Origin of the sequence: Chryseotalea sp. WA131a (assembly GCA_025370075.1) — a bacterium.
In the GTDB taxonomy this organism is placed as follows: domain Bacteria; phylum Bacteroidota; class Bacteroidia; order Cytophagales; family Cyclobacteriaceae; genus ELB16-189.
This window is the reverse complement of record CP073016.1, coordinates 4099844-4112541: the sequence shown is the minus strand read 5'-3', so window position 1 is coordinate 4112541 and position 12698 is coordinate 4099844. Positions and strand designations below refer to the sequence as shown.

The following is a 12698-nucleotide window of genomic DNA, read 5'->3' as shown; positions in this document are numbered from 1 at the left end:
GGGCGTAATCCCTACTTTTGCCGTGCTCAATAGAAAAACTAGTGGGATTAATTAAAATGAATAAAGAGGTAAAAAGACGCATTTTGATGGTAACGGGCATTTTGGCCGTGGCCGTGATCGTGCTTACCCAATCTTTTTATAAGCCTACCCAAATAACCCAAAAGAAAAACACCACCACCGAGCAGGCGGGCAAAACGGACAAAACCATCGTAAGCGCCCCTTCCGATTTATCGAATCCGGTGAATGGGCAGGCGGTGCAAGACCATTCGCCAAGCGTTATTGATGAAATTACCCCCAACGCTACCCAGAAAAAGTTTTCGGTAGTTGTTCGCAAAACCACCATTCGTTTTTTCAAAACATTGTTCCGGGTTTTCATTTCCCCGAACGCGCCTTAATCTTTCCAAGTTTACATTTTTCATGGTCTTCGATCATCGAATGCTCAATTTCTTTTTTTATTAATCACTTTTCATCTTTCTAATTTTAAATTACTTATGAAAAACAAAGGAGTCGTTATCGTACTCACGGTACTCATCACGCTATTGTGTTTGTACTATTTATCGTTCACGTTTATATCGCGGGGTATTCGTGAAGATGCCACCCAATACGCCACCAGCAAAGATGGCAACATCGATCTTTCTAAAAAGCAACGCTACTTAGATTCGCTGTGGAACAAGCCCGTGCTGAATCTGTTTGGCGCAGAGTATACATACAAACAAATCAAAGAATCTGAATTGAACCTCGGTCTTGACTTGCAAGGTGGTATGCATGTGGTGTTGGAGATTTCACCAATCGACATCATTCGCGGGCTGAGTGGTAACAACCAAGACCCTGCCTTTATCGCGGCTTTGCAAAAGGCAAACGAGATGCAAAAAAGCAGCACCGCCAATTTTAGCGATCTGTTTTTCAAGGCCTTCAAAGAAGCCAATCCCAACAGAACGTTGGCTTCTTTGTTTACATCAGCTGCCAACAAAGATCGCGTAAAGCTTACCGACAGCGATGCCGATGTGATGAAGTTTTTGGATACCGAAATTGAGAGTGCGATTGACCGCTCGTTCACCATCTTAAAAACACGTATCGACCAGTTTGGTACTTCGCAACCGAACATTCAACGTTTGCAAGGAACCAAACGAATTCAAATTGAAATACCAGGTGCTGATAATCCACAGCGTGTTCGCAAGTTATTGCAAAGCGTGGCGAGGTTAGAGTTTTGGGAAGTGGTAGAACCATACGACCAACAATTGAGTGCTGCATTGGGATCTATCAACCAATTGCTTTTAAAAGAGCAAAACGAAAAAAGAACTGCGGGCATCGACACTACCAAAGGTAAAAAAGAACCTTCGTTGGCCGATGCGTTGTCTACTAAACCGGATACCACAAAATCGGCTCTAGAAAATGCATTGAGCAATGTAAAAGACAGCACCGGAAATAAATTGGATTCGTTGCGTGCCGCCACTACTTCCCCCTTGTTTGCCTTATCGAGTCAAGTTGCCCCCTTTTTATACAATGTAAAAGACACAGCCGTAATCAATCAAATTTTTAGAAGAGCCGATGTGCGAGCGTTATTGCCCCGCACCATTGCAGTGTTTTGGGATGTGAAACCAGATGCGAATGTAACGCCCGGCATCGATGATATTCAGCTAAACTTTGTAAGCGTTGGCCGAAGCGGTAAACCTTTGTTGACAGGTGAAGTGATTAACGATGCGCGCTTGGATTACGATCAATTTGCGCGCCCTGCTGTGAGCATGCAAATGAATGCAGCGGGTGCCAAAACATGGGCAAAAGTGACTGCTGCCGCTGCAGCAAAACAGCCACAAGGCAAAATTGCCATTGTGTTGGATAATTATGTTTACACTGCTCCAAACGTAAACCAAGAAATTCCCAATGGTAATTCTCAGATCTCAGGCAACTTCACATTAGAAGAGGCAAAAGATTTGGCCAACGTATTGAAGGCTGGTTCTTTGCCCGCACCTACTCGAATAGTTGAAAGCGCCATTGTGGGTGCATCACTGGGAAAGGTGGCGCAAAACCAAGGTTTCATTTCCATGGCTTGCGGCTTGGCGATTGTGGTGATCTTCATGGTGGCGTATTACTCCAAAGGCGGATGGGTAGCCAACTTAGCTCTATTGTTCAACATCTTTTTTATTCTTGGAATTTTGGCACAGCCTACGATTGGCGCAGCCTTAACCCTGCCGGGTATTGCAGGTATTGTGCTTACGATGGGTATGGCGGTGGATGCGAACGTGTTGATTTATGAACGCATTAAAGAAGAACAGCGCCAAGGACGCAAATTGTTGGATGCCATCCGCAAGGGGTATGAGCGAGCTTTCTCTTCCATCTTCGACTCGAACATCACTACTTTCTTAACGGCTATGTTCTTGTTTATTTTTGGACAAGGGCCGTTGCGTGGTTTTGCTGTAGTGTTGATGATTGGTATCGCTACTTCATTCTTCTCGGCTGTGTATATCTCGCGTGTAATCATTGAGTGGATGACCCGCAAAGGCGATGAATCAAAAATATCTTTTGAGACAGGTTTGGCCAGTGGTGTGCGCGACCGCAAGCATTTCAACTTTATTGCCAACCGAAAGATTGCTTACATTTTTTCAAGCACGGTTATCATCATCGGGTTTATCCTGATTGGTATTCAAGGTTTGAATTTGGGTGTTGACTTTAAAGGAGGCCGCTCGTACAAAGTAACCTTCAACAAGCCCATTGTGGCTACTGATATGAAAGTTGCTCTTGCTCAAGGTTTTGAAAACTCAAGCACGGAGGTAAAAAACTTTGACAGCGATAAAGTAATGAAAGTGACTACTTCTTATTTGATCGATGATGAATCGGATGCTGCCGATGACAAAGTTCGCGCTGCACTGGTGGAAGGCGTAAAAAAATTCAGTGGTTTGGCCTACTCCGAAAACGATGCGACCATCGATGATGCACATTTTGCTATTTCATCTTCCTCTAAGGTAGGAGCTACCATAGCCGATGATATCAAAGACTCTGCCTTTGAAGCTGGACTCTATTCCATCATCGTTATCTTCCTTTACATTCTAATTCGTTTCCGTAAATGGCAATACAGTACTGGTGCGATTGTGGCGTTGATCCACGATTCATTATTCGTTTTTGCCACTTTTGGTATTGCACGCGCTTTGGGAATATCGTTTGAGATTGACCAGGTATTTGTGGCTGCGATTTTGACGGTGATTGGTTACTCCATCAACGATACGGTGATCATCTTCGACCGTATCCGTGAGTTTATTAACTTTGGTTCATCGCACGATCGCAAGCAAATCTTTAACGATGCCATCAACAGCACGCTTAGCCGTACGTTGATTACCTCTAGCACCACCTTGATTGTGGTAGTGGTGTTGTTGTTCTTCGGTGGTGAGGTCTTGAGAGGATTCTCGTTTGCGCTGGTGGTGGGTATTGTCATTGGAACGTACTCTTCTATCTTCATCGCGGCACCGATTGTAATTGACTTGGATAAATCAGGCGAAAGCAGTGCTGTGAAGCCAGAATTGAAAACAGCGAAAGCTTAAAATCAAATCCGATCTAAAAGCAAAGGCCATCGAAATGATGGCCTTTCTTTTTTCACTTAATAAAACTAGAAGTCATGTCAAAAATATTACCTCACTAAAGAAGATTGCCACGACCGCACCATACGCAAACCATCAACGCTGCCTGCAACCTAGTTGTTTGAAATGGCTTTAGAAAGATTGCATTTGAACTAATCTTTCTTTCATTACAACAGCCAATCCTTTATCCAGCATGTTTGGTAATTGTTCCATTGCCATTTTGGATTTGCTGAGAGAATATTCTTTTTCACCATTTAATTTGCCAATCATTGCTTCTGTAGCCAACACTTGTGCCTGGGGAATCATGGATGATGGCTTAAACTTGTTCCAATAGAAAGTTGCTTTCTCCAAATCATTTTTAGCATTTGCATAAAAGAAGGCTGCTTCCATCCAAACACTGTTATTTAAACCTGGAGGTATTTGGTCGATCTCATTCATATAATCTTCCAGATGTTTTTCGGCTGCCACTAAGTCTCCGCGATCCCACATGGCTTGATAAAAGTAACCGTGTATATAAACGCCAAAGGGTGCCTTCAGTTTAGTAGCCAATGAGGATGCTTCCGTTAACTCCTCCAAGTTGAGCAATGAAGGTCGTTTACCACCCGTAGTCTCCGTAATAATCTTCAACATGAGTAATTCAAAACGGCTTTTATCCCCACCTCGAATCAGATTCAAGATACGCCCGCCATCTGAGGTAAAGCCTCCTGTCCGAAAAGGAAGAATGGTGACAACAAAAACCAAGAGCGAAAACAATCCAATGAAAGAAAAAAATAAGAAACCGTCAGCGGCCTTAACAGCAAATAGACTAAAAATGAGATTAGTGTTAATACCAGACTAGCCAAAGGGCCTCCTGCTGCAAAAATAGAAAAGCTCTTTTTTAAGTTATGAGTTTGGGTAGGTAGGCAAATCACCATTCCACCTGACGTATTCACGTTTTTATTCCATTTAAACCTCCAGCCATCTTGTTCTTTGACCCGCATAAAAGGTCCGACTACATACATCTTGAAATCAAATTGCTGAGAGATGCCAGCCACGGCATGGCCTGCTTCGTGAAATCCAATCACAAAAAAGAAAACAGGAATAAAAGAGATTGACCAAATCCAAATAACATTTGTAGGTAGTGTCTTACCGGCTTGGAAACCAAATTTGCCAATGAAAAACCCAAAGACACCGCTTAGGATCACAACCAATAGAAAGTTCAGAATTTTAGGTTTTTTCTTGCCTACAGTACTCATAAGAATTTTCTCTATTAGTCGTAATTCATGGAAAATATTACAACCATCGAGAATTAATTTGTTTTATCCTCAATGCCATTGGGAAAAGAACTCTTAGCTTAAGAAAAAAACAGGTATTAGTCTTGCCAAGGTACTTTATTAGATCGATAGTAATCAATGTTAAGCACCCTAAATCGCTCGGCCTGGCGACCCAGGCGCACTTTATATTCTTCCCAATTCCGGTTGCTCTCAGGTGACCAGCCAATTTCTGCATAACCGGGCAATCGCGGAAACACCATGTATTCAATATCGTTTAGGTTCTTAATGGTTTCGCTCCAGAGCGCTGCTTCAATACCAATGATATTTTCTTTTGCAATTCCTTTTACCAGCGTAGCTGGATCCCATTGGTAAGCGCTGTCCACTTCAATATAGGCTGCCCAGTGCAAACCTAATTTGGAGGTTGAGTCATAACTCATATCCAAGTAAATTTTATTGGCTGGCGACATCAGGATTTTTCCCCCCTGAGCAATTGCCTTCTTTCCATTCTCAGCCTCTGACCAAACTTGCGCAACTACCTCGGGGCGAAGTTTTGAAATGGCAATCTCATCCCAGCCAATAATCTTTTTGCCATGCGCGAACACGATATCTTGCACGCGTTCCATGAAGGGGATGTAATCTTCTTTTGTGGTCGCGTGGCTTTCATCTCCCCCAACGTGAAAATACGGGCCTGGTGTAATGGCTGAAATCTCGCTCACTACATCGTCAATAAACTTGTAGGTGATTTCCTTTTTAGTGCAGAGCGTGCTAAAACCAACTTCAATCCCAGAATAAAGTTGAGGTGCCTTCCCATTGCAATTCAATTCGGGGTAGGATGCCAACGCAGCGTTGGTATGGCCAGGCATGTCAATTTCCGGAATGATCGCAATAAAACGTTCTTGTGCATACCGAACGATTTCTTTGTATTGGTCTTGCGTATAAAAACCTCCTGCTCCACCACCCACTTGCGTACTGCCGCCATGTTCGGTAAGTTTTGGCCACGATTTTATCTCAATGCGCCATCCCTGGTCGTCCGACAAATGAAGATGAACTTGGTTGATTTTATAACTCGAAACCAAGTCGATGCTTCGCTTCACGTCTTCCACACTAAAAAAATGCCGCGCAACATCTAGCATAAAACCGCGATGTCCGTAGGTTGGAAAATCGCGGATGCTTGCCGTAGCTATTTTCCAAGATCCCTTTTGCAGGGAAGAACTTTCTGCTGCCGCGGGAAGTAATTGACGAACCGTTTGCATACCCCGAAACACTCCTGCAGGTTGGTTAGCTGAGAGTGACAATAGACGTTTGGTAATAGTCAGATTATAACCTTCATCTCCAAGGGCTTTGTCGTTTGCCCCTAGGGAAAGATATATTCCAGAGGGAGGAGGTGTTTTGGTTTTTTCTATTTTAAGGGCAAGACCAGTAGCCGATCGCCAACCATCTGCCATCAATTCCGCGATTGAAAATAGTTCAGGAGTCCCTTCTGAAACATAAATAATTGTCTTGGCTGTCAGTTCAAACTCCCCACCTGTTGCATTGACCGAAACGGGTTTGGGTATTAAGCTTTCGAGTCGGGTTTGAACCGTTGGGTCAGGCTTTTTGCACGAAGCCAAAACAAGCATCGCTGCCAAGGAGATTAAGATTATTTTTTTCATTGTCAGGAAATTGAATCCGAAAATAAGAATTGTTTGCCACTTGTTTTTGGACAATCCTGTGTTTTTTTTTGATTTAGGATTCATCTCAAACAAAAAGCGCATCACATTAAAAGGCCTAATCAACAAAACGTAAAGATGGAAGACTGGCCTTCATAATATTTTTACCCACTTGCTTAAACTACCAAACACTTGTCAGCACAAACTTTTTCAAAATTTCGTTGCTGTTGTGTAGAAGTTGTTTCATCTTAGCAATTGTATTCAAAAGATGATCGTTTCATCTTTGTGAAAGCCGCCCCGTACTGAAAATGTCAGCACGGGGCGGTTTTGTTTTAAGGATACATGAGCGAACTAACGATTGTTGTAAAAGTGATGAACGAAAAACCAAAAACAATTTTTGAAAAAATCTGGGACAGCCATGTGGTAAAACGTGCCGCAGGATATCCGGATGCACTTTTTATTGACCGACATTTTATTCATGAGGTAACAAGCCCGCAGGCATTTGATGGATTGAAAAAAAGAGGTATCAAGGTTTTCAATACCAAAAGAACCACCGCCACGGCCGACCACAACGTGCCTACTAAAGACCAACATCTCCCCATCAAAGAAGCCTTGAGCCGCCATCAGGTAGAGACGCTCAGAAAAAATTGCGCAGAGTTTGGTGTGGAGCTATATGATTTGGGTCATCCCTTCCAAGGCATTGTTCACATCATTGGACCAGAGTTGGGGTTGACCTTGCCGGGCATGACGATTGTATGTGGCGACAGTCATACAAGTACACACGGAGCATTTGGCAATATTGCTTTTGGAATTGGCACGAGCGAAGTGGAACAAGTATTGGCCACACAATGCATTTTGCAATACAAGCCCAAAACCATGAAAATTGAAATCAATGGCGCGTTGGGCAAAGGTGTGGTCAGCAAAGACATTATTTTATACATCATCTCAAAAATTTCTGCCAGTGGTGCCACTGGCTTTTTTGTGGAATATGCGGGAGATGCAATCACAAATCTTTCCATGGAAGCACGCATGACCATTTGCAACATGAGCATCGAGATGGGCGCGCGCGGTGGATTGATTGCACCGGATGAAACAACGTTCAATTATATCATGGGAAGAAAATTTGCACCGCAAGGCGATGCCTTCGACAAAAAAGTGATTGAATGGAAAAAGTTAGCGACAGACGCAGGTGCTGTTTATGATTCAGTTTTGACATTTGATGCGGCCGATATTGCCCCGATGATTACGTACGGAACGAATCCCGGCATGGGCATGAAGGTGACGGATCGCATTCCTACAGTTGAAGAACTGGAAGAAATCTCCGAACATGCTTCGTTCAAAAAGTCGTTGGAGTATATGGGTTTAGAACAAGGTTCTTCATTATTAGGCAAAGCCATCGATTACGTGTTCATAGGGAGTTGCACGAATGCGCGCATTGAAGACTTGCGCTTGGTCGCTTCGATGGTGAAAGGAAAAACCAAAGCCTCTAACGTAGAAGTTTGGGTAGTGCCTGGTTCGAAACAGGTAGAAGATCAAGCACGGAGAGAAGGACTTGATAAAATATTTGAAGCAGCAGGTTTTGAGCTGCGAAGTCCCGGTTGTTCAGCATGCCTCGGGATGAACGAAGACAAAGTCCCTGCTGGAAAATATTGCATCAGCACCTCCAACAGAAATTTTGAAGGAAGGCAAGGCCCAAAATCAAGAACATTTTTAGCGAGCCCGTTGAGTGCAGCAGCTGCGGCAATTACCGGGAGGGTGACAGACGTGAGAGAGTTTGTATAATCGTTGTTCGTTGTTCGTTAGTCGCGAATAACCAACAACAAACAACTAACAACGAAAAAGAAATGACCAAAGAAAAATTTACCACTCTAAAATCTACTGCGGTTCCGTTGCCGATTGAAAATATAGACACGGATCAAATTATTCCCGCACGTTTTTTAAAAGCGACCACGCGTGAGGGCTTTGGGGATAATCTATTTCGCGACTGGAGATACAACACCGATAATAAATCAGTGAAAGATTTTGTTCTCAATAACGCAAAGTACACTGGAAAAATTTTGGTGGCAGGCAAAAATTTTGGTTGTGGCAGCAGTCGTGAGCATGCCGCGTGGGCGATTTACGATTATGGATTTCGTGTGGTGGTGAGTAGTTTCTTCGCGGATATTTTCAAAAACAATGCACTGAATAACGGCTTGTTGCCGATTGTGGTCTCCGATAATTTCTTAAAACAAATGTTGGCTGCCATTGAAGAAAAACCGTCAACCGAAATAGTAGTGGATTTAGAAAACCAAATTCTTCAAGTCGGTTCTGTCAAAGAAGGTTTTGAAATCAACAAGTACAAAAAAACATGCATGATTAACGGGTATGATGATATCGATTACTTGTTGAGTTTGAATAAAGATATTAAAGAATTTGATGTAGCACATTAGCCGTTGATCGTTCTTAGTTGTTCGTTATTCGAGATGGCGAACAACCAACACGAACAACCAATAACGATATTTAAAAATGAACAAAAAGATAGTAATTCTACCAGGTGATGGCATCGGCAAAGAAGTAACAGCCGAAGGAAAAAAGGTATTGGAAAAAATAGCTGAGTTGTTCGATCATCAATTTGAATTTGAAGAAGCACAGATTGGTCATGACGCGATTGAAGCTAGTGGCAATCCGTTGCCGAACGAAACACTTGCAAAACTGAAAAACTGTGACGCGATCTTGTTTGGAGCGGTCGGTCATCCAAAATATGACAACGACCCAACACTAAAAGTACGACCTGAACAAGGTTTATTGAAAATGCGCAAAGAACTCGGCCTTTATGCCAATCTACGTCCTATCAAATTGTTTGATGAGTTGCTGGAGGCCTCTAGCATCAAAGCGGAGATATTGAAAGGCTCTGACATTCTTTTCTTCCGTGAATTGACAGGTGATGTGTATTTTGGAGAGAAGGGAAGAAAGGATGATGGGAACACCGCCTACGATCTGATGATCTATCACCGTTATGAAATCGAGCGCATTGCACATAAAGCTTTCCGGGCAGCACGCACCCGCAAAAAGAAAGTGACCTCTGTAGACAAGGCGAACGTATTGGAGAGTTCACGCCTATGGAGGCAAGTTGTTACTGAAATAAGCAAACAATATCCGGATGTTGAATTGGAACATCAGTTTGTCGATTCGGCCGCCATGAAGCTCATTCAAAACCCAAGAAGTTTCGATGTAGTTGTAACGGGAAATCTTTTTGGAGACATACTAACGGATGAGGCTTCGCAGATTGCCGGCTCAATGGGGATGTTGGCGTCTGCATCGGTTGGGGACACCGTTGGTTTGTACGAACCCATCCACGGAAGTGCACATGATATCACGGGCAAAGGAATCGCTAATCCATTGGCTTCTATTCTATCGGTTGCCTTAATGCTGGATATTTCTTTTGGTTTGAAGAAAGAATCTGAAACTATTATTAAGGCCGTTGAAATTGTTCTTAAAAGGGGTTTTCGAACAAGCGATATTTCTGATAACTCAACCTCTATAGATAAAATACTGAACACTTCTCAAATGGGTTCAATGGTTGTTGAGCATATTAACAAAAACTCTATAGGTGATTTTGTATGGATAGGGGAAGCGCTTACAAGTTTTATTAACTAATAATTTAATATTAGAAACATGAGCCACAAAATCCAAATATTCGATACCACTCTTCGCGATGGTGAACAAGTACCGGGTTGTCAACTAAAGACGGACGAGAAAGTAATTATTGCCAAAGAATTGGAAGCGCTAGGGGTGGATGTTATAGAAGCTGGTTTCCCCATTTCTAGTCCGGGTGATTTTCTTTCAGTCGTTGAGATTTCGAAGGCAGTGAAAAATGTCACTGTTTGCGGACTGACACGCTCGAAAAAAGATGATATCGATGTAGCTGCCGAAGCGTTGCATCATGCCAAGCATGGACGTATTCATACGGGTATTGGTTCAAGTGATGTACATATCAAACACAAGTTCAAATCATCACGCGAACAAGTGCTGGAACAAGGTGTGTGGGCCGTGAAATATGCCAAAGCAAAAGGATATGAAGTCGAATTTTTTGCCGAAGATGCGGGGCGTGCTGATCTGGCCTTTTTAGCTCAACTGACCGAGGCGGTGATTGCTGCAGGAGCAGATGTGGTAAATATTCCGGACACAACGGGCTATTGCTTGCCGCATTTGTATGGGAAACGCATTCAGTATTTATTTGAAAATGTAAAGAACATAGACAAAGCTATCATTTCTGTTCATTGTCACAATGATTTAGGGTTGGCAACTGCTAACACTATTGCAGGTTTAACGAACGGTGCAAGACAGGCAGAAGTCACGATTAACGGAATTGGCGAGCGGGCTGGCAATACTTCCTTGGAAGAAGTGGCCATGATTTTGCAAGTGCATAAAGATTTGGATTTATATACTAATATCAAGTCTGAACGGATTTTTGAAATTAGTCAGATGGTGCGCGAGATGATGCACATGCCGGTGCAACCCAACAAAGCGATCGTTGGCAAAAATGCCTTCTCTCACTCTTCGGGAATTCATCAAGACGGATTCTTGAAACATGCCGAGAATTATGAAATCATTAACCCGGCAGATGTAGGTGTTCCTAATTCCTCGATCGTGCTTACCGCTCGTAGCGGTCGAGCGGCTTTAAAACATCGTGCCGAATTGTTGGGTTATCATTTTGAAGGCGAGGAACTAAATACACTTTACGAAAACTTTTTGATCGTTGCAGACGAAAAGGGCAATGTAGATAACGAAGATCTTCAAGTGCTAGTAGGAAATATGCCCGTGCTGACTAGGTGAGATCGATGCCAATCTAGCTATTAGCAATCCTTTTTCTCAAGATTTGATATCCGTTCAGTCAAAATTGAGACATTTTCCTGAAGTTGCAATACAGTTACACTGAGAGTCTTGTATGCCTCAAAAAGCTGTTCTTTACTAAGGTTCTTTGAATCAGTATTTAAATCTATATTGTTTTGCTGATCCACCATTCTAATAATTGATGTTGCGGTAAGGCCAAAACATGCTGCTATTTTATCAATCTTTGAAATAGTTAAATCTGTCTCTCCCCTTTCAATCTTGCCATAGCCTGAAGGAGACATCCCAATTTCATATGCCATTGCTTCTTGAGAAAAGCCTTTTTCGTGGCGAAGATTCTTAACAACCTTGCTAAAATTTGTTAGAAATGTCTTCAATTCAAGATACTTTAAGTGTTACAAAAACTCTCAGAGTGCTAATCTTTGTTGTCTAAGTGCTGGTGATGAACAAACTTAAACAGGTTATTTGTCTCGAACTAATTTAACCTATATGAAAAATCCAATAAAACTCGTTTTGATTGTATTTGGTATCTTGCTTGCCACGAGTTGTGGTGAAAACAGCAGGGTGAAACCCACGATTGACTTAACTTACGAAGAAAAGCAAGATCTTGTTGCGATGTCAGACCAATTCAACGTCCACTTGCAACAGAAGGCAACCTTCAATTTTGCAAAAACAGCTATGCAGCAACAGGATAAAGCATCATTTATGCTTGATTACATGATGCCAATTCTGAAAGGGGATCAACAACAATTGGAGGTAGCAAAGAAAATTATTGGAAATCTTTTTTCAAATCAACCGAACAACGCTTTAAGAACAGAAATTGAAGATGATTTTTTCAAACCCTCGCCAGCAGTTGCTCAGCTTACTGAAAACTTAACAGCTGATTTAACAAACGTGCAGACTAATTCGGATCATGGAGAGCAGTCTACTAAGGAATTGGTTTCTGATCTGAAATCAGTGATTACAGATTTTAAAAGAGACGTTCAGAACAACACTTCGTTAACTTTTGATGAGGCTAGGGCACTCTTGGCGTTTGCCGAGTTTGAGAACAATTCAATTACTGAAACCGTTAATCTGGCCAATGCCCTTCATGCGGACAGTAGTAGCGGAAGAACCCAATGCTTTTTTTCTAACTTGCTTGCCGTTGTAATTACGGCAGTGGTGGCCGCTGTAGTTGTTGTTTCGGCCGTAGCTACTGGAGGAGCTATGGCCTTAGCCTTTGGTGCTACGATTAGTGCCGCTAAATGGGGTACAATTATTGGCGTAAGTGCCATTGTTGGCGGAGCGTATGGGGCTGGTGTAGGATACTATCAGGCTTATACCCAAGGTGGGTCTATTATCAAATTAGATTTTGAAAATCCTCTTGGAGGATTTTTAGAGTGGCAGTATTGACGGAA

The 12698-nt window shown here is 42.5% G+C and carries 11 protein-coding genes; 7 read left to right on the top strand and 4 right to left on the bottom strand.

Going from position 1 to position 12698, the window contains the following annotated elements; all coding sequences use genetic code 11:
• Positions 1-56: 56 nt before the first annotated feature.
• The gene (locus KA713_18775) at positions 57-395 is read left to right on the top strand and encodes a hypothetical protein (GenBank protein UXE66468.1); all 339 of its coding nucleotides are present in this window, start codon (positions 57-59) and stop codon (positions 393-395) included.
• Positions 396-491: 96 nt separating this feature from the next.
• The gene (secDF, locus tag KA713_18770; protein UXE66467.1) at positions 492-3533 is read left to right on the top strand and encodes a protein translocase subunit SecDF; all 3042 of its coding nucleotides are present in this window, start codon (positions 492-494) and stop codon (positions 3531-3533) included.
• A 168-nt stretch (positions 3534-3701) separates the two neighbouring features.
• Here secDF and KA713_18765 read toward each other — a convergent pair whose 3' ends face one another.
• The 3 genes from KA713_18765 to KA713_18755 all read right to left on the bottom strand — a co-directional run bounded on the left by KA713_18765 (position 3702) and on the right by KA713_18755 (position 6474).
• A complete protein-coding gene (locus tag KA713_18765) occupies positions 3702-4199 on the bottom strand; it encodes a hypothetical protein (protein UXE66466.1) in 498 nt (165 codons plus the stop codon).
• A gap of 41 nt (positions 4200-4240) precedes the next feature.
• Positions 4241-4804 carry a hypothetical protein gene (locus KA713_18760; protein ID UXE66465.1) on the bottom strand — a complete coding sequence of 188 codons (564 nt, stop codon included), beginning with the start codon at positions 4802-4804 and terminating at the stop codon, positions 4241-4243.
• A 116-nt stretch (positions 4805-4920) separates the two neighbouring features.
• The gene (locus tag KA713_18755; protein UXE66464.1) at positions 4921-6474 is read right to left on the bottom strand and encodes a beta-N-acetylhexosaminidase; all 1554 of its coding nucleotides are present in this window, start codon (positions 6472-6474) and stop codon (positions 4921-4923) included.
• A gap of 369 nt (positions 6475-6843) precedes the next feature.
• On the opposite strand from KA713_18755, the gene leuC reads away from it, so the two are divergent.
• The 4 genes from leuC to KA713_18735 all read left to right on the top strand — a co-directional run bounded on the left by leuC (position 6844) and on the right by KA713_18735 (position 11286).
• Entirely contained in the window at positions 6844-8253 is a 1410-nt protein-coding gene (leuC, locus tag KA713_18750; protein UXE69192.1) for a 3-isopropylmalate dehydratase large subunit, read from the top strand.
• Positions 8254-8315: 62 nt separating this feature from the next.
• The gene (leuD, locus tag KA713_18745) at positions 8316-8900 is read left to right on the top strand and encodes a 3-isopropylmalate dehydratase small subunit (GenBank protein UXE66463.1); all 585 of its coding nucleotides are present in this window, start codon (positions 8316-8318) and stop codon (positions 8898-8900) included.
• Between the two features lie 76 nt (positions 8901-8976).
• Entirely contained in the window at positions 8977-10107 is a 1131-nt protein-coding gene (leuB, locus tag KA713_18740; protein ID UXE66462.1) for a 3-isopropylmalate dehydrogenase, read from the top strand.
• 18 nt (positions 10108-10125) lie between these two features.
• A complete protein-coding gene (locus KA713_18735; GenBank protein UXE66461.1) occupies positions 10126-11286 on the top strand; it encodes a 2-isopropylmalate synthase in 1161 nt (386 codons plus the stop codon).
• Between the two features lie 20 nt (positions 11287-11306).
• On the opposite strand, the gene KA713_18730 is transcribed toward KA713_18735, so the two are convergent.
• Positions 11307-11678 (bottom strand): helix-turn-helix transcriptional regulator, encoded by a 372-nt coding sequence (locus KA713_18730; GenBank protein UXE66460.1) that lies wholly within the window; start codon positions 11676-11678, stop codon positions 11307-11309.
• A 112-nt stretch (positions 11679-11790) separates the two neighbouring features.
• Here KA713_18730 and KA713_18725 point away from each other — a divergent pair, with 112 nt between their 5' ends.
• Positions 11791-12693 (top strand): hypothetical protein, encoded by a 903-nt coding sequence (locus KA713_18725; protein UXE66459.1) that lies wholly within the window; start codon positions 11791-11793, stop codon positions 12691-12693.
• Positions 12694-12698 lie beyond the last annotated feature (5 nt).

Coding starts and splice junctions, on each gene's coding strand:
- KA713_18775 (UXE66468.1), top strand. CDS start 57: ATGAATAAAGAGGTAAAAAGACGCATTTTGATGGTAACGGGCATTTTG.
- secDF (UXE66467.1), top strand. CDS start 492: ATGAAAAACAAAGGAGTCGTTATCGTACTCACGGTACTCATCACGCTA.
- KA713_18765 (UXE66466.1), bottom strand. CDS start 4,199: ATGTTGAAGATTATTACGGAGACTACGGGTGGTAAACGACCTTCATTG.
- KA713_18760 (UXE66465.1), bottom strand. CDS start 4,804: ATGAGTACTGTAGGCAAGAAAAAACCTAAAATTCTGAACTTTCTATTG.
- KA713_18755 (UXE66464.1), bottom strand. CDS start 6,474: ATGAAAAAAATAATCTTAATCTCCTTGGCAGCGATGCTTGTTTTGGCT.
- leuC (UXE69192.1), top strand. CDS start 6,844: ATGAACGAAAAACCAAAAACAATTTTTGAAAAAATCTGGGACAGCCAT.
- leuD (UXE66463.1), top strand. CDS start 8,316: ATGACCAAAGAAAAATTTACCACTCTAAAATCTACTGCGGTTCCGTTG.
- leuB (UXE66462.1), top strand. CDS start 8,977: ATGAACAAAAAGATAGTAATTCTACCAGGTGATGGCATCGGCAAAGAA.
- KA713_18735 (UXE66461.1), top strand. CDS start 10,126: ATGAGCCACAAAATCCAAATATTCGATACCACTCTTCGCGATGGTGAA.
- KA713_18725 (UXE66459.1), top strand. CDS start 11,791: ATGAAAAATCCAATAAAACTCGTTTTGATTGTATTTGGTATCTTGCTT.